The following is a 22,904-nucleotide window of genomic DNA, read 5'->3' on the forward strand; positions in this document are numbered from 1 at the left end:
ATTCCTTGAGCGCGCGTATAGTAGGTAAACCCACTGCTTTTATCAAGCGCTTGCTTTAAAATTGTATGTGATTGCTTACAAAACAATCTAATCGTTAAAGACCGCCCTTTGCTTTTAATTCTGCAGAAAAGTTTAACATGCGATCGAGAGGAACCAGTGCTTCAGTTCGAAGTGAATCATTGACAAATATTTCATGTCCATCACTACCTTCGGTTAACGAAGCCTTAATCGCCTCTAACCCGTTCATTGCCATCCATGGACAGTGAGCACAACTTTTACACGTAGCGCCGTTACCGCCCGTTGGAGCCTCTATAAACGTCTTGTTTGGCTCTAGTTGTTGCATCTTGTAAAAAATGCCTTTGTCGGTAGCAACAATAAAGGTGTCATTGTCCATTTCTTGCGATGCTTTAATAAGCTGACTTGTGGAGCCAACCGCATCAGCCATCTCTACAACACTTGCTGGCGACTCTGGGTGAACTAAAATTGCTGCATCGGGATATAGAGCTTTCATGTCTGCTAGTTTTTGCGCAGAAAACTCGTCGTGAACAATACATTCACCCTGCCACATGAGCATGCCTGCGCCCGTTTGCTTGGCAATGTATGAGCCTAAATGTCTGTCTGGGCCCCAAATTATCTTTTTGCCTTGGCTATCGAGGTGCTCAACAATTTCTAACGCAATACTTGATGTAACCACCCAGTCAGCACGCGCTTTCACAGCAGCAGACGTATTAGCGTAAACAACAACGGTGTGATCTGGATGCTGGTCACAAAACTCACTAAATTCTTTTGCAGGGCAGCCAATGTCTAAAGAACACGTTGCCTCTAGAGTTGGCATTAGCACTGTTTTCTCGGGGCTGAGGATTTTTGCCGTCTCACCCATAAAGCGCACGCCAGCAACAATAAGTGTTTGCTCTTCTGCGTCGCGGCCAAAACGTGCCATTTCAAGTGAATCGGCAACGCAACCGCCGGTCTCTTCAGCTAAAGCCTGAATTTCATGGTCGGTGTAATAATGCGCTACAAGCACGGCATTGCGAGACTTAAGCAAGTCTTTAATTTCAGCCTTTAATTGGGCCTTACGTACTTCTGATAAGGGTTGTGGTTTTGCTGGAAAAGGGTAATCAACCTGTTCCACACGAAATGCTACTGACATTTACCTACATCTCAATTGCGACAAGGGCTGCGATTATACCCAAGTGTCATAAAAATTACACACTGCATGATTCATAAAGTTGTAATAATATCAGCATAATGTGTTAGGAGAGTGTTCCCCGATTAAAATCGCACGTTATAGGTAGTACTTACTTGAATGGGAATGCCGAAGATCAAACAAATGAGAGTAGATGGTGGGTCGTGCTGGATTCGAACCAGCGACCAATTGATTAAAAGTCAACTGCTCTACCAACTGAGCTAACGACCCATCCGATGACACGATATTATAAACTACAAAATGATGGTGGGTCGTGCTGGATTCGAACCAGCGACCAATTGATTAAAAGTCAACTGCTCTACCAACTGAGCTAACGACCCATCATTTGTGGTTTGAAAAGAGTGGTGGGTCGTGCTGGATTCGAACCAGCGACCAATTGATTAAAAGTCAACTGCTCTACCAACTGAGCTAACGACCCATCTTTTCGGTTGTTGCCTGTGTCTAGGCAACGGCGGCATATAATACTCAGATTTTTATCCGACGCAACCCATAATGGTCTTTTATTTCGATATTTTCACGAAAACACGACTAAGCGGTCAAAATCAAAACAAATAGCTGAGAATTTGTACCCAGCTTTGCCTAGTTTACTTAAAAATCGTTATTTGAACCGGTAAATAAGTACAACAAAGAGTTGTTGTTTACTTGTTGTATAGTCGTTACTTAACTGCAACAAACAGGTACAGATTATTAATCGGATAGAATATCGAGTAGGGTGAGGCTTGCGCCTCATCCCTCTCACAGAACCGTACGTACGGGCCTCGTATACGGCTCCTGCATACTTCATATCACTTGCTAAGGCCCTTGCCATTCGGATTATCTTCCCCTCAGTCAGGGTGATTCAGGTTTCTTTCAACCTGACGGGTTTGCCAGCTTCGCTGGGCAAACAAAAAAGCCCCATATCGGGGCTTTGATTATTACAAGTTATTTAACCTTGACTCAGCTAAACGTTTCGCTGACGAGTCAGGATATTCATTCACGACCTGCATAAAGAGCTGCCTAGCAGACGCATTATCGCCATTTCGCTCTGATATGACACCCAGCTTTAATAGCGCGTCTGGTCGTTTCGTCGAATCAGAAAAACGATTGACAACGATATTGAACTGCTCGCTTGCATCGCTCCACTGCTGCTTGTTAAACAGCAGCTGTCCCAGCCAATAGTGTGCGTTGGGCGCGTATTCACTATTAGGGAAGCGTTGTATGAACGCTTGGAACGCGGGGATCGCTTTGTCGTACTCGCGAGATTTTAAAATAAGATTAACGGCGCTCTCGTATGCCTCACTTTCCCCCACTTCTGGAGTAGCTGCTACCACAGGTGAAACCGAGCTTGCGTTAGCTGTGTTTGACCCATCGACATTTGTGAGTGCACCGCTTTGCTTAAGTGCTTCAACGCGTTTATCTATTTCTAAATACAGTTCACGCTGGCGCTCTAGCACTTTTTGAAGTTGATTAGTATTCACTTCTAAAGCGCCGCGAAGTTGGTCAACCTCGTTTTGCATATTATCTAACTGAGTCTGCATTTTGTGCTGCATCTCAGTGCGACTTTTTACAATTCGCTCTAATACCACAATGCGCTGCTCAAGCTCTCCACCACCGTTTGCATTAACAACAGGGGCTTGCGCGCTAACCGTAAACGCAGTGAGAGCGGCAAATAGCGTGACGCTCCACTTTGCCGTATTTATCTCAATGAAAGTCATTAGCGGTATACAACCACTCCGCGACGATTTTGCGCGAATGCATATTCAGTTGAACCCATTACAGCTGGCTTCTCTTCACCATAAGACACTACTGACACTTGGCTACTGCTCACACCGGCATTTAAAAGGTATGTTTCAACAGCTTGCGCACGGCGTTCACCAAGTGCGATATTGTATTCAGGTGTACCGCGGCTGTCGGTATGGCCTTCAATGGTTACATTAGTACCTGGGTTTTTGATAAGAAATGTTGCATGTTTGTCTAACAAACGCTGAAACTCTGGTTTAATGCTCGCACGGTCAAAATCGAAATAAACTGTTTGTTCGTTTTTCAGCGCTTCCATTTCCTGCTGAACCATTTCTTCTTGACGCTTCATACGCTGAGCAGCCTCTGCTTCAACGCGCTGTGCTTCAGCTTCACGAGCTTCGGCTTCGGCCTGTGCTTGTTCTTGGGCTAAGCGATTGCGTTCAGCCGCCATCTCTTCTTCACTAGGTCCCGACGAACATGCCATCATTGTCACTACTGGCAAGGCAATAATGAAGCTTTTCATCACTTTATTCATTTGCATCCTACTAATCCTTAATTTTATTGTTTAGTCGTTAAATTGTTAGAACAAAAATGGTGACCAACTCGGCGATTTTACTTGCCCATTGGCTGCTGGTAACCTAGCTTTAAAGCGCCCATCAAGAGAAACCAGTGACAACACTTGTTTCCCTTCATGTAGGGTACTGTAAATTATCATGCTTCCATTCGGCGCCACACTTGGCGACTCATCTAAGTAAGTTCTCGTAAGAACCTGAAGTGAATCTTCATCCAACGCTTGCTTTGCAATGTGGTAGTTACCATTGGTCTGATTCACCACCACCATCTGCTTACCATCAGGTGTTAACGTTGCGCCAAGGTTCTGTTCACCTACAAAGGTTACTCGCCTTACTTTCCTTGAATTTAAATTTACGCTATATATCTGAGGTTTACCACCCCGTTCAGAGCTAAAAATTAACCCACTGCTGTCTGGAAGCCAGGCCGGCTCGGTGTCGATAGCTCTGTTTCGCGTAATGCGACGTAAATTTTTGGTGGCCAGGTCCATAATGTAGATCTCTGGATTACCGTCTTTCGATAGCACCATAGCAAGCTGCTTTCCGTCAGGCGAAAACACCGGGCTGCTATTAATCCCAGGAAAATCAGTAATTCGCGTGCGTTCACTGGTGTAAATGTTCTGTATAAAAATCTGCGGTCTGCGATTTTCAAAACTCACGTACGCCAAGCTTTCACCATCTGGCGACCACACCGGCGACATAAGAGGCTCAGGTGACGATAACAGTCGAGTCTCGTTTTCTCCGTCATAATCTGCAATAACCAATTGATAAGGTTTTTTAACGGTTTCTCTATCGCGAACGATCACATAGGCAATTTTGGTAAGAAATGCGCCGCGCACTCCCGTTAGCTTTTCATACACAATGTCGCTTATACGATGGGCATATTGACGAAAATCGCGACCACTCATTGACGCCTGACGAGCTACAATAACGTGCTCATTGCTGGTCATAAGTTTACCGTCTCTAAGAACCTTGGCTTTACCGCCGTCTAATTGCCCTTTGAGTATATCGACGAGTTGATAAGAAATAAGGTATTTATCTGCGCCTTGCTGCTCGACACTTCCTACAAGCACAGTATCAACGCCCATGTTAGCCCATGCAGTGTAACTCACCTCTTGCGCTGTTTTTGGGTATTGCGGCATGCTGTCTACCGCTATCGGGTTAAATTTACCACTGCGGGTTAAGTCAGCCCTCACTACTTGCGAGATATCGCCTGGTGGGTTTCCTTCTCCTTTCCATTGAAAAGGAACAATGCCAATAGGCCTTGCACTATTAACACCCTCGGTGATTACAATCTCTAGCGTGGCAAAGGCTTTCGCACTAAGCAACATCGAGATTACCGTCATCCATATTCCAAGTTTTTTCATACCGCTACAATTCCACTTTTAAATTGATGTCTTTTAATTGCTCGTAAACGTCTGGTGCATCAGATACCGGAAGCTTATCAGCTCTTCGGACAGCACTTTCAGCTGCCCTACACAACGCATCATTACCTCCGAGAATGCGGATGCTGGTAACGAAGCCCGTTGTTGCCAATTTTATGTTGAGTCTACACTGTTTGCCGTCAAAACTATCGTCTGAATACAAATTCCGTTTGATTGTTTGCGTAATTAGCGCAGTGTATCTTTCTACTTCAGACAGCACCTGTTTTTGACGGCGCTGTTGCTGCGCAGCACGTTCTTGTGCAAGCTGCTCTTGCATAATCCTTTCCATCTCTGCGCGCTCAGCAGCTTCTTTTTCCTTTCTCTTCGCATCTGCCTTGGCTTTTGCTTCTCTTGCTTTACGCTCTTTCTCTTTTTGCGCGGCTAAACGTTCAAGCTCTTTTTGTCTTTTAGCCTCTGCAGCCTGCGCTTCCCTCTTTTCTCTGGCACGCTTGGTTGCTAAAGCCTGCTGACGCTTTCTCTCTGCCGCTGCCGCAGCTTTTCGCTGCCGCTCAGCCTCTTGCGCACGGGCCTGAGCTTCGGCCTGCGCTTCAGCCCGCTTTTTATCGGCAATAGCCTGAGCATCAATAAACGTTGCTTCTATCACAGGCGCGTTACTCGGCGCGCTAGGAAGAGGGTCTGGAGAGAAACTGACGCTAATAAGTAACACCATAGCCACAACAAAATGCAGCGCCAGCGACTTGTAAAGGCCTAGCTTTTCGTTATTTAACGGCGAACTAGCAGAAGTACGGCTACTTTTGGCATTTGCAGTGTTGGCATTATTGCCAGCCGCACCTCTATTTATCGTGTTTTTTTGATCACTGGGTTTAGACATGCATCGCCTACTCAACAGGATCAGTCATAAGGCCGACCGACGGAACGCCCGCTTGTTGAAGTAATACCATAAGCTGAATGACCTCATTGTACGCCACCTGCCCATCTCCCTTTACCACTACTGGAGTATTTGGGGATTTCTCCAGCTGAGTGCTTACAATAGCACCAAGCTCTTCTTCGCTTATAGGCGATTCCTGGTCATCGCCCACGTTAAGAAAGTACCTTCCCTTCACATCTACCGAGGCAATAATGGGAGGATTATCTTCTTGTTCAATGGGGTTCGCACTTGCTTTGGGTAAATCTACTTTTACCCCTTGAGATATAAGGGGCGCTGTTACCATAAAGATAATAAGCAGAACCAGCATAACATCGATGTATGGCACTACATTGATTTCTGAAACCGGTCTACGGCGTTTTCTAACGTACATATTATTGACCCCGCTGTAAACGCTTATACTTGCTGCGCTTGAGCTGCAGCTTGGCGGTGAAGAATTGCAGAGAATTCCTCCATGAAATTACCGTAACTGTTTTCTAATTTTTCAACTTGATGACTAAAGCGATTGTAAGCAATTACCGCCGGAATAGCCGCAAACAGACCTATCGCAGTAGCAATAAGCGCCTCAGCGATACCAGGCGCAACCATTGCTAGCGTTGCTTGCTGAACTTCACCTAGAGCAATAAAAGCGTTCATGATCCCCCAAACCGTGCCAAACAAACCTATGTAAGGGCTTATTGAGCCTGCTGTAGCTAAAAACGGTAGACGACTTTCAAGTTCTTCTACTTGACGAGACATAGAAACGCGCATTGCTCGATAAGTACCATCAACCACACCATTAGTAGGCGTATTAGATTTACGCAGCCTTACAAACTCTTTAAAACCTGCACAAAAGATGCTACCCATGCCGGTTAGCTGAGCTCTCGAAGATAACTCTTGATACAGTTTGTTCAAATCGGCACCAGACCAAAACTTATCCTCAAACTGACGCATTTCAGAACGTGCAGCATTTAGCGCTTTACTGCGCTGAAATATGAATGTCCAGGATGCGACAGAAACGCTGAGTAGTAGCAGCATTACCAGTTGCACAATAAAACTTGCTTGTAGAAACAAGCCAATAAAAGTGAGATCAGATGACACGCGAAATTTCCCCTAACAAAGTACGTGGTAGTCGTTTTGGCTTCATAGCCGTTATATCGACACAGGCAACCTGAATATCCGCAGATACCAATTTTAAGCCATTATTATTTTTTATCGTTTGTTGAAACGTCATACTAGCGCCTTTTAATTCTACAACGCGAGTTTCAATACTCAACAGTTCATTGAAACGCGCCGGCGCATAGTTATGCATCTCAACGCGTTTGACGACAAAAGCGATAGATTGTTCCATAAGTATATCTTGTTCATACCCCAAACCGCGGAGCCACTCGGTTCGTGCCCTTTCCATGAATTTGAGATAATTTGCGTAATACACAATTCCACCGGCATCCGTGTCTTCGTAATACACTCTTATTTGATGTAAGTGCATAACTATTCCTCTAACAACAATTTAATTAATCCATATGCCAGATAAACAGGCCATGAATTGCGACAAATAACATATTAAAACAAGTGCCAAACCACTATCAAACTTGAACTTTAAACTTTTTAGAACCACAAAATAACACATCATTTACACATTAGTTTTTCTAAGTCTAAAAAATAATTTTACTCAATTGAGCAATTCCAATAGATGTCTATAATGCAACGCATCAGTCGCACAGAGCGTGATGGTGCTAAGCACGGTCATGCAAGAGTTTTTCTCCTGTAGACATGAGTTCCCTGGATTTATTTCCTTCAACACTTGTTGTTTTAGCCCGCTCTATGAGCGGGCTTTTTTTTGCCTGTAACTCTTTAGATCAATTTATAAAGATAGAAATATTTGAAGCGAACCGACCACCACAGCCCTGAAGTGGTCATCCGTAGCCGAATGTTAGGTCGTTGGCGTGAAACCAAAGTGAAGATAGGCACGTTGCGAAGCTATACGTCCCCTGGGAGTACGTTGTAAAAAGCCCTGCTGTATAAGGAAAGGTTCGATGACATCTTCGATGGTCTCCTTTTCCTCTCCAATCGCTGCGGCTAAATTGTCTAAACCCACGGGGCCGCCATCAAATTTTTCTATAATAGCTGTTAGCAATTTACGATCCATATAATCGAAACCTTCTTTATCTACATCTAGCATATCAAGGGCTTTTGCTGCGATATCAGGTCCTACCGTGCCATCAGACTTAATTTCGGCGTAATCACGTACTCGTCTTAACAGGCGATTCGCAATACGCGGTGTACCTCTAGCGCGACAGGCAACCTCTGTTGCGCCTTCTTCTGTCATTTCTAGGTTTAGGTAGCTTGCACTTCTTGAGACTATCGTGGTGAGGTCTTTAACAGAGTAGAATTCAAGACGCTGTACAATGCCAAAGCGATCTCTAAGTGGCGACGTCAATGAGCCTGCGCGGGTTGTTGCGCCCACTAATGTAAAGGGCGGGAGGTCGAGCTTTATCGAGCGTGCCGCAGGCCCCTCTCCTATCATGATATCTAGCTGGTAGTCTTCCATGGCAGGATAAAGAATTTCTTCAACTACCGGACTCAGACGATGAATTTCATCGATAAAAAGAACATCGTTTTTCTCAAGGTTTGTAAGCAATGCGGCTAAATCACCAGCTTTTTCTAGCACAGGCCCCGAGGTCGTTTTAATGTTCACGCCCATTTCATTGGCAACAATATTGGCCAAGGTTGTTTTACCTAACCCAGGAGGCCCAAAAATAAGGAGATGATCTAGTGCGTCTTCTCTGTTGCGCGCAGCCTGAATAAAAATTTCCATTTGCTCACACACATGAGGCTGGCCTGTATAGTCTGCCAGCATCTTCGGCCGAATAGCGCGATCGATAACTTCATCTTCTGTATTAGCATCCGGCGTAATCAGTCTGTCGGCTTCTATCATTATTTATCTACTTATTAATTGCGTAATTATAGGGCTGCTTTTAATGCTTCGCGTATGAGCGACTCGCTCTCCATGCCATCAGTGTAAACACTGTCGACTAACTTACTCGCTTGCGCAGGCTTGTATCCAAGTGCAATAAGTGCACTTTGGGCTTCTTCGCGGGCGCTATTAACGTTAACGATAGTATTCCCACCAGAGAGTAAGTCACTGCTCGGTGGCGGAACAGCAATGCTTTGCATCTTTCCAAATTTGGCTAATCTATCTTTTAACTCAACAACAAGTCGCTCGGCGGTTTTGCGCCCAATGCCAGGTAGACTAACAAGAGCAGAAACGTCCTCGTTTTGCACACTAGCTAAAAACTGCGACGCCGACATGCCAGATAAAATAGCAAGGCCGAGTTTCGGACCTACACCGTTCGCCTTTATCAACTCACGAAACAATCCTCGCTCAAGTTTATCAGCAAAGCCAAAAAGTAACTGCGCGTCTTCCCGCACAACAAAGTGGGTGTAAACAACAACTTCTTCGCCCACAGCGGGCAATTGGTAAAAGCTGGTCATGGGCATATGTATTTCATACCCTACGCCAGCAACATCAACAAGAATTTCTGGAGGCTGTTTTTCAGCCAACGTACCGCGAATTCGTCCAATCATTTATATTCTCTTTTTATGCCCTGCACGTATGAAAAATAGATCGGTTCTAGAAGGTTATCGCAATCGGCCGCGCACTGTTTTGCGCGCTTGCCCTGCCATATTAATAAGACTTTGCTCAGTATTGGCATGGCACAACGCCACGGCAAGGGCGTCTGCTGCGTCAGCCTGGGGAGTACCGCTTAAGTTCAGCAAATGTTTTACCATGTGCTGAACCTGCGTTTTATCTGCGTTGCCCTTCCCCACCACGGCCTGCTTTATCTGCCTTGCGCTATATTCAGCGACAGGCAGTTGAGACTGTGTTGCAGCAACAATAGCAGCACCCCGCGCTTGCCCAAGCTTTAACGCAGAGTCTGGATTTTTGGCCATAAAAACCTGCTCTATGGCAAACTGCGAAGGATCATACTGGCGAATAATATCGCCCACGCCGGTAAAAATATTGGCAAGTCGAGAAGGTAAATCTGTTGTGCCAACTCGAATACATCCACTTGCTACATAGACCAATTTACCCTGCTTTCGCGCAATTAAACCGTAGCCTGTGATCCTAGAACCTGGATCTATACCCAGTATAACCATTAAGAAGCATTCGGTACAAACAATGATACCGCCTCTCTGTTTGACGGCGACCAAAGCCGTTGAAGAGCCTCTTCCTTTGACACCCATTCATACTGAAGGTGTTCGGTTAAACTAATTGGCGTATTACTACTGACTTTCAAAGAAAAGACGTGCTCGATATTATGCTCGGTACCAGGGGGATAACGATGTTGCCATCGTTTGCGGATAATGTATTTATTTTGTTTGTGGTGGTTATTAATGCGTAAACCTAGCGATTTTGCATCAATACCTGTCTCCTCGAACACCTCTCTATAGGCGGTTTCGATAGGTAATTCACCCTCTTCCAACGCACCCGTGACAGACTGCCAAAACGAAGCGTCGTCCATGCGTTGCAACAACAGCACTCGGTGGTGTTCGTCGTATAACACCACCAGCGCTGATTCAGGCTTTTTATATGCCATGATTTATGATTGCTTCTTCACCGTTGCAATGGCTAAATCTTCAAGCTGCTGAGGATTAGCCGGGCTTGGTGCCGAAGTAAGTGGGCACGCAGCAGTCGTTGTCTTCGGAAACGCCATTACGTCACGAATTGACGTAGCGCCCGTCATTAACATAACGAGACGATCTAAGCCAAACGCTAAACCAGCGTGAGGAGGCGCACCAAAGCGAAGGGCATCAAGCAAAAAGCCAAACTTGTTTTTAGCTTCTTCGTCATCAATACCCAAAATATTAAATACCGTAGATTGCATATCTTCGTTATGGATACGAACTGAACCACCGCCTAACTCTACACCGTTTAGCACCATGTCGTATGCATCTGATAATGCGTCTACTGGGTTGGCCTTTAACTCTTCAGGCGTAAGACCTCTTGGTGCCGTAAACGGATGATGAATTGCGTGAAGCTGTCCATCGAACTCTTCGAACATAGGGAAGTCGACTACCCAAAGCGGTTTCCAATCGCCTTCTAATAATTCAAAATCTTCGCCTAATTTCAAACGAAGTGCGCCCATTGCTTCAGTGACTACATTGTAGGTGTCGGCACCAAATAGAAGAATATCCCCTGCCTGTGCGCCAGTGCGTTCAATAATGGCGTCAGTGATATCTTCACTTAAAAATTTAAGAACCGGTGACTGCAACCCTTCTTGACTCGGTGAAAGTTCATTCACTTTAATCCACGCCAACCCTTTAGCACCGTAAATGCCCACGAACTTGGTGTATTCATCTATTTGTTTACGCGAAAGTTTAGCCCCACCTGGAACACGAATAGCACTAACACGGCCTTTTGGATCCGTTGCTGGACCGCTAAACACTTTAAACTCTACGTGTTGCAGTAAATCAGCCACGTCGGTTAACTCTAGCGGATTACGCAAATCGGGTTTGTCGCTGCCAAAACGTTTCATTGCTTCTGCGTAGGTCATTTTAGGAAATTCACCTAAATCTACACCCAGCATTTTATTAAATAAGCTGCGGATCATACGCTCGGTAATGTCCATAACACCGGATGCATCTAAAAAGGTGGTTTCGATATCGATTTGAGTGAACTCTGGCTGACGATCAGCACGCAAATCTTCATCTCTGAAACACTTAACGATTTGATAGTAACGATCCATTCCCGACATCATCAGCAACTGTTTAAATAACTGAGGCGACTGAGGAAGTGCAAAAAACTCGCCTTTGTGGGTACGGCTAGGAACTAAATAATCTCTTGCGCCTTCTGGCGTCGCTTTGGTCAAAATTGGCGTTTCAATATCTAAAAAGCCTTCGTCTTCTAAAAAGCGTCTAACGGCACCTGTCACTTTTGCTCTAAATTGTAAGCGCTGGCTCATAACTGGGCGACGCAAATCAAGGTAACGGTAGCGCAGGCGCTGCTCTTCCGAGTTTTCTTGGTTCCAATCTAGGGGGAGCACGTCTGACTTATTAATCACTTCTAAGCCAGTACCTAATATTTCTATCTCGCCAGTGCGCATTTCTTTATTTATTTGACCTTCTGGCCGAGCGCGAACTTTACCGATAAGCTTCACACAAAATTCGCCGCGTAGCGTGTTGGCAACAGAGAGGACTTCTGGTAGGTCCGGGTCGAAAACAACCTGTACAATCCCTTCTCTATCACGAAGGTCAATAAAAATTACGCCACCTAAATCGCGACGTTTGTTAACCCAGCCACATAGTGTGACTTCTTGCCCAATGTAAGTTGAATCGATGTTCCCACAGTAATCTGTGCGCATGGTCGTTGACCCCTGATATTTTTCTTGCTTAACGTGACGATTTACGCACTTTGTGGCACTTTTTGTTTGCTCTACTTCAGCACTGCTATAAACAGGCAATCAAGTAGGCAATAAAGCCCAGCGTAATCATTACACTGATGTATTAGAATAAGGTCGCATAGTATAAACAAATGCGCCGTAAAGCCCAATGACAAATATGAACAATCCCGTATTGAATACGGGCGGAAATTCAAAAAGCCTGCCGCCCGTTTTTATTGGCTTACCCATGTGGCAACACAGTCACTGGCCAAGCTCATGGTTTGCATCTTTTCCCAAGGCACAAAGTCAGCTTATTCATTATGCAAAAGAATGTAACACCGTTGAAGGTAACACTACTTTTTACTCTCTACCTGATATTAACGCTGTAGAACGGTGGGCAGACTCGGTTGGCGAAGACTTTTCGTTTACGTTTAAATTTAATCAGCAAATTACTCATGTTAATCAACTGCAACACTGTGAGGACGAGGTAAAGCAGCAGCTTTCATTATTGGCGCCACTAAAGCAAAAACTTGGCGTAATGATGGTTCAACTTCCCGCGAGTTTTGGTCCCGCAAAACTTGCTGTACTCGATAATTTTCTGAGCCTGCTTCCCAACGATCTGCATGTAGCCGTTGAAGTAAGACATCTGCAGTTTTTTGCTAAAACAGATGAAGAGAAAGCGTTAAATCAACTGCTGATTGCTCACAATGCTAATCGTATTATTATGGATACAAGAGCGCTTTTTACTGGCCCGGAAACTAGCGAAATAGTAAGAGAAGTAAGAATTAAAAAACCCAAAGTGCCTGTGAACGTTATTGCCACTGGCGAAAAGCCAATAGTGCGCTTTGTTGGCAACGATAATGACGACGACAATACCGCCTGCCTTCGTCCGTGGGTAAAAAAAGTGCACCAGTGGCGCTTTGAAGGGAAAACGCCATATTTCTTCTGTCACCGCCCAGACAATAAAGATGCGCCTTGGTTAGCATCTTTATTTATCAGCATGTATAACGACGCATTTCCTGGTACGCCTATCCGGGCACTTTCACTTGCGAAGAACCCTCAGCAAGACAGCTTATTTTAATTGATGAGCTGGATACAATTGATGAGCGGGATACGTTAGCGAAAATCAGCAGCATCCAATTCATGCTTTTTCATTAATTTATGCATATCAGTGCGATTTCTCCCCGCAAGGTCAGCCGCACGTGTCACGTTACCATCAGTCATTTTTAATAGTTTGAAAAGATACTGCTGTTCAAAAGCATCTCTAGCTTCGGTCAGTGTTGGCCAACTTTGCCTTGTTGCAGATAATGCTTGCTCAACGAGGTGTAGCGGTATTACTGGGGTTTGGGTTAGCGCGACACATTGCTCAACCACGTTAACTAATTGACGTACATTGCCCGGCCAAGACGATGTAGCTAACTGCTGCATGGCATCATCTGAAAACTGACTGACTTCCACACCGTGTCGCTGAGCACTCTTTTGCAACAGCGTGCGCGCAAGAAGAGGTATGTCTTCACTTCTCGCTTTTAGTGAAGGAAGTTTTAAGTTCACCACGTTTAAGCGATAGTAAAGATCTTCTCTAAATGTTCCCGCTTCCATTTCTTTGTGCAAATCTTTATGCGTTGCTGAGATGATTCGCACATCAATATCGACTTGTTTACTACTGCCAACAGGGCGAATTTGCCGTTCTTGAAGCGCACGCAGTAGCTTAACTTGCAGTGTCATTGGCATATCGCCAATCTCATCTAAAAACAAGGTACCGCCATCAGCTTCCTTAAACAGGCCAGGATGTGCAGTTACCGCACCGGTGAACGCCCCTTTTGCATGCCCAAATAGCTCGGATTCCAAAAGATTCTCTGGCAATGCGCCACAGTTAATAGCAACAAAAGGCTTTTCACTGCGATCGCTTGCCTTGTGAATAGCGTTTGCAAGAAGCTCTTTACCCGTTCCACTTGCGCCACTGATAAGCACAGATACTTCGCGCTTCGCTATTCGAAAAGCTTGGTCTAGCACATTGAGCATCTCTGGAGAGCGAGTAATAATTTCTTTCGCCCAGTCTCCCGGTTTAACCGCCTGTGACTGATTGAGCGCTTTTTGCAAAAGTGCACGCAGTTCTTCATGTTCCACTGGCTTTGGCAAAAATCCGAATACGCCACGCTGAGTGGCCTCTATGGCATCTGCAATAGTGCCGTGTGCAGTCATCAAAATAACGGGAATATCTTGTCGTATGGCCATTATTTCTTCGAATAAACTTAACCCATCGAGCCCTGGCATACGCAAATCGCTGAGAACCACATCAAAACTGCTATTTTGTAGTTTTTTTAATGCAGACTGTCCGTCTTCAACGGCTGTAACATTATAGCCCTCGCCTTCTAAACGAATAGTTAGCAACCTAAGTAGGCTTTTATCATCATCGACCAACAATAAGTCAGGGTGGTTGTTCGCCTTGTCACTCATTGCTGCGTACTCCTATTTTTATCCATTAATGTCGCTTCTATCTGTAATAGTTCTTCTAATTTCTTACGCAATCCGTCGAGCTCATTTTGTAGCTCAATTAACTTTTCACCGCGGGAGGTGTTTTCTTTTTCCAAAACCACTAGCGCTGACTCAAACTGCATTAGTAAATTGTTTTGCTCTGACGCAATAACGTCGATGGCCTTTCTGCTAACCGGCTTAAAACCCTCTAAAACATCGTTAACTGCAAGCTGTGCTCTTAGCTTGTCTTGGTAAGGAGTATCGTTTGGAAGCGTAAGAATGTAGGCGTGCAACTTATCAAACTCGCTATCCGTTAACGCTGTTAAGATCTCTTTTCTCTGAGGCCATGATTGATCTGATGCCCTTATCCAAAGGTTTACCCAATACCTCGCATCACAGTTGTGTTTAAATCCTTTTGGCGCAGTCTCATACAAGCAAAACCTTTTACTTAACGTCTGTGAATGCCCTTCTCCGGAAGCGTCAGGCAACTGCTTTTTCGAGCTGGATAAACTCTCACAACCGACTAGAAAGAACACGGCGATAAAGAAACAACTTAATCTCATTTTTATTTTTCCTGTTGCGCAGTTATTGCACTGCGACACTGTCACACTGTCACGTTGTCAAGCTGGGCGAGTTTCATTCTGGGCAATGGCTACCCGAAAGCAAACATCCGCATAGTCTACCTCTACTACTTGCACATCGCCATGCATAAGTCGCGCGCAATCGGCAACAATGGACAATCCTAAGCCAGTACCAATGACATTATCGTTACGTGGTTCGGTACCTCGAATAAAAGGTTCAAACATAGTGTCGATTGACTCTGGTTTAATTGGATTACCGTGATTTGCTACATCAAGGAAAAGTATCTCGTTTCGTATATACACACTGACATATATCGGCTTGCCCACGGCACCGTGAGCCACTGCATTAGATACAAGGTTATCGAGAATTCGACGAAACAACTCTTCGTCTAAAATAACTTCTTCTACCTGAACATCTACAATAACATCCCGATTTTGAATGGCTAACGCATAGTCTTCAATACATGCATCGATAAGCAGCTTTGGTTTGTATTGAATTAATTTTGGCTGGGCTTGCTGGAGCAACAAATTGTAGTCTAGTAATTTTTCAACCAGCGTATTGAGCCTTTGCGTGCTGCTGCTTAATAACGACAGCACTTCTCGCTGATTATCATTTAAATCACCCACAACATTTTCAGATAGTAGACTACACCCTTCCTTAATACTCGCTAATGGAGTTTTCAATTCGTGTGCGGCATGTCGCAACAGCGCAGTGCGAATATGCTCAAGCTGTTGGAGACGGTCGTACAGCCAATGAAGATCTTTTTCAACATCCAGTAATTCTCTTGGCGCATGTCGAGTTAATGGCGGTAGCTGCCCCTTACTATGAGCCAAAATACGAATGATTTTTTTAAGATTGTTTACCGGATTAACAATGAGTTGACTGCCCAAAAGTATTAACAGTAGTGAGACACTGACCAGCATTGCGGTAGACCACGCCTGCTTTGCTTGCATCGCGTTTAGGTCGTTTTGCTGGAGCTGAACTCGCTCGGAGATCACAGTTTCTACTTCCCGACGAAGTTGAGTAACACTGTCTTTGATAGTGGCTAAATAGGCATTTAAAAGAAGCTGATCTTCAATGTCGCGATAACCCGCTAACTGATCAATTTGAGTGGTTAAGAAGCTGCATATTTCACCATCACCCAATCCCTGGCACAAGTTGTCGGCAGCCACTGCAAATTGCTCTAACGCATTGTCTGATAGCGTCGCCACTCGCTCACTCTTTAGCACGGAGTATTGTCTTATGCTGCGTTCAACATCGACAACTGCATTATCGAGACGCTGTACGTCGCCCACAATTTCAACAACAAATCGAGTTTCAAGTGTCGTCATCTGACCCACTTTTGCCAGATCGCTCTGACTTTGCCAAAGTAACGCAATAAGCGGGATAAGGGCGAGTACGAAACTTCCCAGCGTTAACTGCCGTAGAGAGCCTAGCTGAACTATACGTTCGCTTAAGGAAAATTTTTTAACCAGAACTTTATCCTCTCTACATGTCATCAATATTTTCAGTTTTGCTTAACGCTGGTACACGCTGAGCTAATTTTCTTGCGCTACCGCGACTTTGCTAGCACCGCTGGTAACTCGAGGAGTAAGTGAGCTCATAGCAAGTTCTTGTTCCGTTAACTTTCCGTCCTCGTCATCATCGATAAGCCCGAAATTACGCAATAGTTCTATGTGTTGAACCGCTTCTTTTAGCGAGATAAAGCCATCCTCATCTTTATCGAGTTCTTGCATTAACATATTGGCAGGCGACGCAGTAGCTGAACCTATCGACAGTACTTGAATCAATATACACGTAAAAAGACCGGTAACTAACTTCTTTGAATTCTTCATCATAAATCCCTCGTAATTGACTAAAATTACATCCGTTTGACCCAACTTTTCACAATTCACTTAGCTCAGTCTTGTCTGCTAAAAAGAAATTGCAACAACATCAACGACTAAAAAGTTTTGGTCGAGTTCACAACAAAGGACAATGCTAAATTCGCGCCAACCTACTTAAAAGATGGGAATAACACTATTTATCAGTACTTTAATAAAAATTAGGGTGTACAAGGATAATTAAGGTGTCGCAGAAAGGAAACACTTCATGGGTGTCGGTATTTTTTGGTGTCTGAATTAGGACCTAAATTGACTTTCTTCATAGAAGGGCGCAGAGCTAAGCAGAGTCTTTAAAGGCACTGGTTTACTAAACATATAACCCTGAACATTGTCACAGCCATGCTGTCGCAGATAGTCCCACTGTTCAAAATTTTCAATACCCTCGGCACATACCGTCAGTGAGAGACGTTTCGCCAAATCGATAATAGCTCCTGTTACAAGCCTGCTGCGTTCAGACGTTTGAAGTTCCATGACAAATTGTCTGTCGACTTTGAGCGTATCAATAGTGATCTGGGTAAGGTAACTCAGCGAAGAATACCCGGTGCCAAAATCATCAAGTGCAATAGAACACCCCATGTTACTCATTCTTCTGAAGAACTTATTAGAAAGCTCGAAGTTTTCAAGGTAAGCACTTTCTGTTACTTCAAATTCCATATTTTCGGGGTTTACGTCGTATAGATTGAGCGTGTTGTATATGTAATCAAAAAGCTGCGCGTTTCTTAAATCGTGCCCAGATAAATTAACCGATACTTTGAAATTTTTGGGTGCCCACTGCTTTATGTCAGGGAAATCCATGCATACATGCTTAATAATCCATTGGGTTATCGCTGTTATTTTTCCGCCTTGTTCGGCAATTGGAATGAATTCATTTGGCATAACCATGCCGAACTCAGGGTGCTGCCAACGAATAAGCGCCTCTGCACCAATAACATGGCCCTGGTTGTCTACTTTAACCTGGTAGTAAACAATGAACTCGTCTTCACGTAAACCTTGCTCGATACCGTTTGCAATTTGCAGCTTGCGTTTGTGCGACTCCACCATATTGGGAGTGAAAAGCGTGTAACTTCCTCGCCCTTTTGCCTTCGAACGATACATGGCTAAGTCGGCATTACTCATTAAATCACTCAGCTCGTAATTAGCATCACTCGCTTTTGCAACACCAACACTTAGGCCAACGGTAAGAGAAAGTCCGCGCATCTCGAAAGGTTCATCGAAAGCAGATAGTAGCCTCACTGCTAATTGCTGTGCTGCGTGGTCAGTCACTTCTCTGTCGGGGAAAACAATAAACTCATCTCCCCCTAAACGGGCGAATAAATCATCATTGCGAAGCAAACGCTGAACTCTGTCCGCCACTTCTATCAAAATTAAATCGCCAGTCTCATGACCAAGAGAGTCGTTTATACCTTTAAAACCGTCTAAGTCGAAAAACAAGAGCATCATGTCTTCGTCGTTTCGCTTTGCCCGCGCTAGCTCTAGTCTTAGGTTATCAAGTACGTATTGTCTGTTTGGTAGACCAGTCAAACTGTCGTAATTGGCTAATCTAGCCATAGTTTCTTGCTGATCGAACAGCGTTTGTTTTTGCTCAAAGTTTATTAATAGCTCTACCTCAATTGTATCGAGCAGGCTGTTAATGTTGTCGCCTAACTTTCCAAACTCATTTTGTGTGGCAATAGACGTGCGCAATGCATAATCTTTTGTCTCAAACAAATTTTGAGTAAATAGTCGCAGTTCAGACAAAGGCTTTATAAGGTGGCAAATAACTAGCAAGCATGCGCCAACACAAAGCAAACCTATAGCCAAAATCAAGGACGCTTGACGAACTAACTTTCTCGCACTGTGAACGGGAGCAGCAGCCTGTGCGTCGGCGTGAATGATTACATGACCAAGCGGATATGTGCTTGTGCCGACAAGATTATGCGAGGTAATTATGCCGTCATTTGAAGAGGTAATACCGAAAGGAACATCTTGTGGTATAACCGCTCGGGTGCTGACATATTCAGACGCCGGTTTTAGCGAAACTGATGTAATCTCTTCGAAGTTAGTATCGTAAAGTGTAACGGAGATAAGATAGTCGTAGTCTCTCACGGCTTTAAAAAGCAATTCGTATTTATCGACGTTTTTTGAGCCTGTATCCGCAAAAACGCTCAACTGCGACGCAAGGCTTGTGCCCAAAGCACTGGTGTTACTCTCAACAACTTCTTTTAAAAGTGCATCATGTTCAAGTTTGTTAACCACAAATACGGCAAGAGCGAGCACTAGCATTGATACTGCTATTACCGCTCCGATGGTTACCTTAACTGACTTAAACAAAACCACACCTTAATTCGATTATCGATTATAAAAAACAGCGGCTTATGTTACCCGCTTAAGGTGGAGAATAATATGTGAGGACGAGGTTAAATAACAACTCTTTTTCACCCCGCCTTAAAAGCCATAACTCGCCTAATCTTGCTTATTAACCTTTGCATATCAAGCTTTGCATATTAGCCTTTGCAACTAGTCGCTGCTGTTTTGCTGCTTCACATCGAGTTTTGTTTTAATAAATTGGCTGTGGGGAACGTACAGTAAGTCAGCAATTTGCCGAATGGTACTTTCTTCAAGAGGTGCTAATGTGCTGTCTGCATAGGCAATAGCCCAAAGACTACGAATAATGTTGGCTTTTTCATCGGCACTACAGTGAGCGTTGACGACCTTGGTAAACTGCACAACATCGATAGCGTTCTCAGAGGTTTCCTCTCCCTCTTCAAGTAGCAATGAAAGCGCCTCTTCATCAAGGTTAACGTGCTTTTTGAGCTGCTGATGATAGGCCTTGCGCTCCTCATCGGTTACCTCATTGTCGGCGTTAACTATTTCGCTTAGCAATGCGGCAGTGGCAAGTTCGAGTGAATACTTGGGCTGCTCTTCTTTTTTAGCGTCTTCAAAAAGAGTAAGAAATCGTTTCAGCATAATATTTTCCGTGTGTTGGTTATCTCCATTTAATAGTATCTGTTACTCAAAAACAGCGGAAATCGTTTAATTGCGCTATTTTGACGCTAACAAGAGCTAGGGAGTGCCCTTAGTATCTATAGTACAGATGACTTTACTGCCCTTGTCTTCAAACCACATCTGCTCGCACATGGCTTGAACAAGGGCCAGTCCTCTTCCGTAAGATTCGTCATCGTTTACACTTTTGAGGTTATCCCAGCTAAATCCACGCCCACTGTCTTTAACCGTAATACGAATTTTATGCTGATTGGGCAATGCTTCAATTGTGATAGTGATGCTGGCGTCACTGAGTTGATTCAGCAACTTTTCTCGCAGTTGATAGTAGGTATGAAAGCCTTCGCTAGTGCTTTTAAGCTTAGAGTCTAATAGCAAAACACCGTGCTCTAACGCGTTATTAAATAACTCAGATATTACCGTGTAGAGTATAGAGCGAACATTTTGGATACCCTCACACTGCCCTGCTATTTGAAGCACGCGCTGCAGCACGTCTGGTTGTTTTAAATGTTCAGCAGAAAGGGCAATCTCATGTAAAGACTGCAAAGCAATACCTGAGTAATCCTTGGGCACTAATTCGATGGGCCGTGATGCAAAGATAACCGCTGATATATCGTCGTCAAAGGTCTTGCTGACACTGTAATTGAGTACTTTCTGATACAACCCCTCTGCCGTAACCGTCTGATTCTCACGCTTCATTGAATGAATAATATCTACCAAACCTTCTTCCATGAGCATGTGGTTAGTCCCGTTAGCAACTTCGATAAGCCCATCGCTTACAACAATGAGTTGTGTTCCTCGGCTCAGGCTTATCGTATCGCATTGAGTATCAAACTCTTCATTCTCGAGTATTCCTAGCGCCATATGCCGAGCGGGTATCTGCCTTAACCCTTCGGGCATACCGACTTCCTCGAATCTTGCCCCCCCTATGAAAGCTGATTCTTTATTCGCCTGCGATGTGTTGCATATTACTGCGGGCATGCCTCCCTGCCACAGAGTGACTCGCGTGCCTGATGCATCTATTTCGCCCACTACAGCAGCCATAAACATATCGTGGGGAAGGAATTTTAACAGTATGTGATTGAGCTCTTTGGCAAGCTCAGATACCGATACTCCCTGCTGTGATAATTCTTGAAATGCTCTAGTCACAGGCAGTGCACCAACAGCTGAAGCCAAGCCGTGGCCCGTGAAGTCTCCAACGACAAAATAAATACCGCCACTCGGGCTGGCCTCACACAAAAACACATCGCCATTGAAGCTTTGTGCCGGCTTGATGCAATAATCAAAATACGATAGTACTTTAGGATCGTTAACAATCGCATTGCTAAAAATGTGCTCAACAATGGCATGCTCTCTTGCCACGCGCTGATTGAATAACAATAGGGCTTTGTTTTGCTGCTCAATACGCAAACTCAGCGCTCTTATTTGAAGATGAGCGCGAATTTTGGCGATAAGAATGTGTTTATCGAAAGGCTTTGTTGCAAAGTCATTTCCACCAACGTCTAAGCATTTTACTAAGCTTTCTTTATCGTCGAGCGCTGTAATAAACAAAATGGGCAAATAATGTTCAGTGGCATGAGAACGAAGATGCTTTACGACATCAAATCCGCTCATATCAGGCATCACCACATCAAGTAATACGAGATCAGGTTGCTCACGTTTGTATTTATCGATTGCCTCGGCACCATTTGCAGCCTCAATACAATCAGTGTACCCAGCGTTTTCCAACAAGTTTACGAGCAAAATTCGGTTAATAGACTCGTCGTCTACAATGAGTATTTTCATAACCTATTCCAAAGCAACAAAGCTTTTTTATTAACTGCTTTTTTTTGGGGACACGGGTTTACTCGCGCTTATTTAGTTGCTCCCACTTACACAGCACTATTAGTGATAGCGCGCTGCATAGCCCTTTTAACGAAGCTCAAACTTTTTATCGAAACGGGAAATTTGCAAGATTTTCGCTACCTGTGGACGTGTGTTCTCAATACTATAAGTATAATTATTCTGCTTGAGAGATTTCTGCATGTTTAAAAGCATGCCTAGGGCAGAACTATCCATGTACTCGGTATTTGATAGGTCGACAGCAATATGTCGTGTATCGGGGTTTACACTACCGTACGCACTTCTAAAATCTTCGACTTTGCTAAAATCGAATTTCTCCCCTGTCTTTATGACCAAGACTTCATTTTGCTGACGATATTCTGTCGTAATTGCCATTGTGTCTCCCTAAAATACAGTTGGAAATGCTTCATCATTTCCCGTCAAGTTTGCTATTCTTAAACTCATTGGAAAGAGATAGCGTTCTTCTATAATAGTTTAATGATAGTAGCTAGAAACCTGATTAAATCATTAGTGTTGGCTCGTCTTAACTGATAAGACGCAAATGTCAGCTTGGCAGATTTTTGAAAAATATAAAGGCAAAATTAGAAAATAGAGGCAGATATGCAAGATTGGCAAGATGCTCTTTTGGTCTATAGTACAGAGAGTGGTAAAGTAAAACCTGAGCAAAAAGCCCCTTCTAGATCGGTGTCAGATGACGGTATTGTTCGCATTCACCGCGAAACCAAAGGGCGAAAGGGAAAAGGTGTGTCACTTGTGAAAGGGCTAGACATGCCTCCCGCTGACCTAAAAAAGCTTGGGTCAGAATTAAAGAAAAAATGCGGTTGCGGTGGTTCGGTTAAAGAAGGTGTTATCGAAGTGCAAACTGATGACAGAGAGAAGCTTCGCAGCTTGCTAGAAGAGAAAGGCCATAAGGTAAAACTTGCAGGCGGATAAGTTAGGTATCCCCCTTCTTTTTCATCAACATATAACAAAAAGA

General features: G+C 44.2%; 23 protein-coding genes and 3 tRNA genes. 2 read left to right on the forward strand and 24 right to left on the reverse strand.

Annotated elements, in window-relative coordinates:
- Positions 1 to 94 precede the first annotated feature (94 nt).
- From nadA to aspS, 16 genes are all read right to left on the reverse strand, one after another.
- On the reverse strand, positions 95 to 1,150 hold the full coding sequence (nadA, locus tag BM528_RS08250) for a quinolinate synthase NadA (protein WP_071979475.1): 1,056 nt from the start codon (positions 1,148 to 1,150) through the stop codon (positions 95 to 97).
- Positions 1,151 to 1,341: 191 nt separating this feature from the next.
- Positions 1,342 to 1,417: transfer RNA gene (locus BM528_RS08255), tRNA-Lys, on the reverse strand.
- A gap of 34 nt (positions 1,418 to 1,451) precedes the next feature.
- Positions 1,452 to 1,527 (reverse strand) — tRNA-Lys (locus BM528_RS08260).
- Positions 1,528 to 1,549: 22 nt separating this feature from the next.
- A tRNA-Lys gene (locus tag BM528_RS08265) sits at positions 1,550 to 1,625 on the reverse strand.
- 496 nt (positions 1,626 to 2,121) lie between these two features.
- Positions 2,122 to 2,901, reverse strand: a complete 780-nt coding sequence (gene ybgF, locus BM528_RS08275) for a tol-pal system protein YbgF (RefSeq protein ID WP_071979477.1) — start codon at positions 2,899 to 2,901, stop codon at positions 2,122 to 2,124.
- Positions 2,901 to 3,467, reverse strand: coding sequence for a peptidoglycan-associated lipoprotein Pal (gene pal / locus BM528_RS08280; protein ID WP_071979478.1), 567 nt, complete (start codon positions 3,465 to 3,467; stop codon positions 2,901 to 2,903). Before pal ends, ybgF begins: the two co-directional genes overlap by 1 nt.
- A 39-nt stretch (positions 3,468 to 3,506) precedes the next feature.
- Positions 3,507 to 4,862, reverse strand: a complete 1,356-nt coding sequence (gene tolB / locus BM528_RS08285) for a Tol-Pal system beta propeller repeat protein TolB (RefSeq protein WP_071979479.1) — start codon at positions 4,860 to 4,862, stop codon at positions 3,507 to 3,509.
- 4 nt (positions 4,863 to 4,866) lie between these two features.
- A complete protein-coding gene (tolA, locus tag BM528_RS08290; RefSeq protein ID WP_071981226.1) occupies positions 4,867 to 5,589 on the reverse strand; it encodes a cell envelope integrity protein TolA in 723 nt (240 codons plus the stop codon).
- A 169-nt stretch (positions 5,590 to 5,758) separates the two neighbouring features.
- Positions 5,759 to 6,178: a protein TolR gene (tolR, locus tag BM528_RS08295; RefSeq protein WP_071979480.1), complete on the reverse strand. Its 420-nt coding sequence runs from the start codon at positions 6,176 to 6,178 to the stop codon at positions 5,759 to 5,761.
- A 23-nt stretch (positions 6,179 to 6,201) separates the two neighbouring features.
- Positions 6,202 to 6,885: a protein TolQ gene (gene tolQ / locus BM528_RS08300; protein WP_071979481.1), complete on the reverse strand. Its 684-nt coding sequence runs from the start codon at positions 6,883 to 6,885 to the stop codon at positions 6,202 to 6,204.
- Positions 6,875 to 7,273, reverse strand: a complete 399-nt coding sequence (ybgC, locus tag BM528_RS08305; RefSeq protein ID WP_071979482.1) for a tol-pal system-associated acyl-CoA thioesterase — start codon at positions 7,271 to 7,273, stop codon at positions 6,875 to 6,877. The genes tolQ and ybgC overlap by 11 nt, the downstream gene beginning before the upstream one ends.
- Before the next feature lie 444 nt (positions 7,274 to 7,717).
- The gene (ruvB, locus tag BM528_RS08310) at positions 7,718 to 8,722 is read right to left on the reverse strand and encodes a Holliday junction branch migration DNA helicase RuvB (RefSeq protein WP_071979483.1); all 1,005 of its coding nucleotides are present in this window, start codon (positions 8,720 to 8,722) and stop codon (positions 7,718 to 7,720) included.
- 26 nt (positions 8,723 to 8,748) lie between these two features.
- Positions 8,749 to 9,372 (reverse strand): Holliday junction branch migration protein RuvA, encoded by a 624-nt coding sequence (ruvA, locus tag BM528_RS08315; RefSeq protein ID WP_071979484.1) that lies wholly within the window; start codon positions 9,370 to 9,372, stop codon positions 8,749 to 8,751.
- 54 nt (positions 9,373 to 9,426) lie between these two features.
- Positions 9,427 to 9,945, reverse strand: coding sequence for a crossover junction endodeoxyribonuclease RuvC (ruvC, locus tag BM528_RS08320; protein ID WP_071979485.1), 519 nt, complete (start codon positions 9,943 to 9,945; stop codon positions 9,427 to 9,429).
- On the reverse strand, positions 9,945 to 10,385 hold the full coding sequence (gene nudB / locus BM528_RS08325; RefSeq protein WP_071979486.1) for a dihydroneopterin triphosphate diphosphatase: 441 nt from the start codon (positions 10,383 to 10,385) through the stop codon (positions 9,945 to 9,947). The genes ruvC and nudB overlap by 1 nt, the downstream gene beginning before the upstream one ends.
- A 3-nt stretch (positions 10,386 to 10,388) precedes the next feature.
- Positions 10,389 to 12,149, reverse strand: a complete 1,761-nt coding sequence (gene aspS / locus BM528_RS08330) for an aspartate--tRNA ligase (RefSeq protein ID WP_071981227.1) — start codon at positions 12,147 to 12,149, stop codon at positions 10,389 to 10,391.
- Positions 12,150 to 12,336: 187 nt separating this feature from the next.
- Between aspS and BM528_RS08335 the strand changes: the two genes are divergently transcribed.
- Positions 12,337 to 13,248 (forward strand): DUF72 domain-containing protein, encoded by a 912-nt coding sequence (locus tag BM528_RS08335; RefSeq protein WP_232230609.1) that lies wholly within the window; start codon positions 12,337 to 12,339, stop codon positions 13,246 to 13,248.
- A 35-nt stretch (positions 13,249 to 13,283) separates the two neighbouring features.
- On the opposite strand, the gene BM528_RS08340 is transcribed toward BM528_RS08335, so the two are convergent.
- The 8 genes from BM528_RS08340 to BM528_RS08375 form a co-directional block, all read right to left on the reverse strand.
- Positions 13,284 to 14,624: a sigma 54-interacting transcriptional regulator gene (locus BM528_RS08340; RefSeq protein WP_071979487.1), complete on the reverse strand. Its 1,341-nt coding sequence runs from the start codon at positions 14,622 to 14,624 to the stop codon at positions 13,284 to 13,286.
- Entirely contained in the window at positions 14,621 to 15,205 is a 585-nt protein-coding gene (locus tag BM528_RS08345; RefSeq protein ID WP_071979488.1) for a hypothetical protein, read from the reverse strand. The genes BM528_RS08340 and BM528_RS08345 overlap by 4 nt, the downstream gene beginning before the upstream one ends.
- Positions 15,206 to 15,262: 57 nt before the next feature.
- Positions 15,263 to 16,669, reverse strand: coding sequence for a sensor histidine kinase (locus BM528_RS08350; protein WP_083595374.1), 1,407 nt, complete (start codon positions 16,667 to 16,669; stop codon positions 15,263 to 15,265).
- A gap of 93 nt (positions 16,670 to 16,762) precedes the next feature.
- Positions 16,763 to 17,062 (reverse strand): calcium-binding protein, encoded by a 300-nt coding sequence (locus tag BM528_RS08355; protein ID WP_232230610.1) that lies wholly within the window; start codon positions 17,060 to 17,062, stop codon positions 16,763 to 16,765.
- Between the two features lie 282 nt (positions 17,063 to 17,344).
- Positions 17,345 to 19,423, reverse strand: a complete 2,079-nt coding sequence (locus BM528_RS08360) for a putative bifunctional diguanylate cyclase/phosphodiesterase (RefSeq protein ID WP_232230611.1) — start codon at positions 19,421 to 19,423, stop codon at positions 17,345 to 17,347.
- Positions 19,424 to 19,603: 180 nt separating this feature from the next.
- Complete coding sequence (locus BM528_RS08365; protein ID WP_071979490.1) at positions 19,604 to 20,053, reverse strand: tellurite resistance TerB family protein; 450 nt, start codon at positions 20,051 to 20,053, stop codon at positions 19,604 to 19,606.
- Positions 20,054 to 20,149: 96 nt separating this feature from the next.
- Positions 20,150 to 21,871, reverse strand: a complete 1,722-nt coding sequence (locus tag BM528_RS08370) for a fused response regulator/phosphatase (RefSeq protein ID WP_071979491.1) — start codon at positions 21,869 to 21,871, stop codon at positions 20,150 to 20,152.
- Positions 21,872 to 21,997: 126 nt separating this feature from the next.
- Positions 21,998 to 22,303, reverse strand: a complete 306-nt coding sequence (locus BM528_RS08375) for an STAS domain-containing protein (protein ID WP_071979492.1) — start codon at positions 22,301 to 22,303, stop codon at positions 21,998 to 22,000.
- 225 nt (positions 22,304 to 22,528) lie between these two features.
- Here BM528_RS08375 and yciH point away from each other — a divergent pair, with 225 nt between their 5' ends.
- Positions 22,529 to 22,861, forward strand: a complete 333-nt coding sequence (gene yciH, locus BM528_RS08380) for a stress response translation initiation inhibitor YciH (protein ID WP_071979493.1) — start codon at positions 22,529 to 22,531, stop codon at positions 22,859 to 22,861.
- Positions 22,862 to 22,904: the final 43 nt, after the last annotated feature.

This window comes from Alteromonas sp. RW2A1 (genome assembly GCF_001886475.1).
In the GTDB taxonomy this organism is placed as follows: domain Bacteria; phylum Pseudomonadota; class Gammaproteobacteria; order Enterobacterales; family Alteromonadaceae; genus Alteromonas; species Alteromonas hispanica.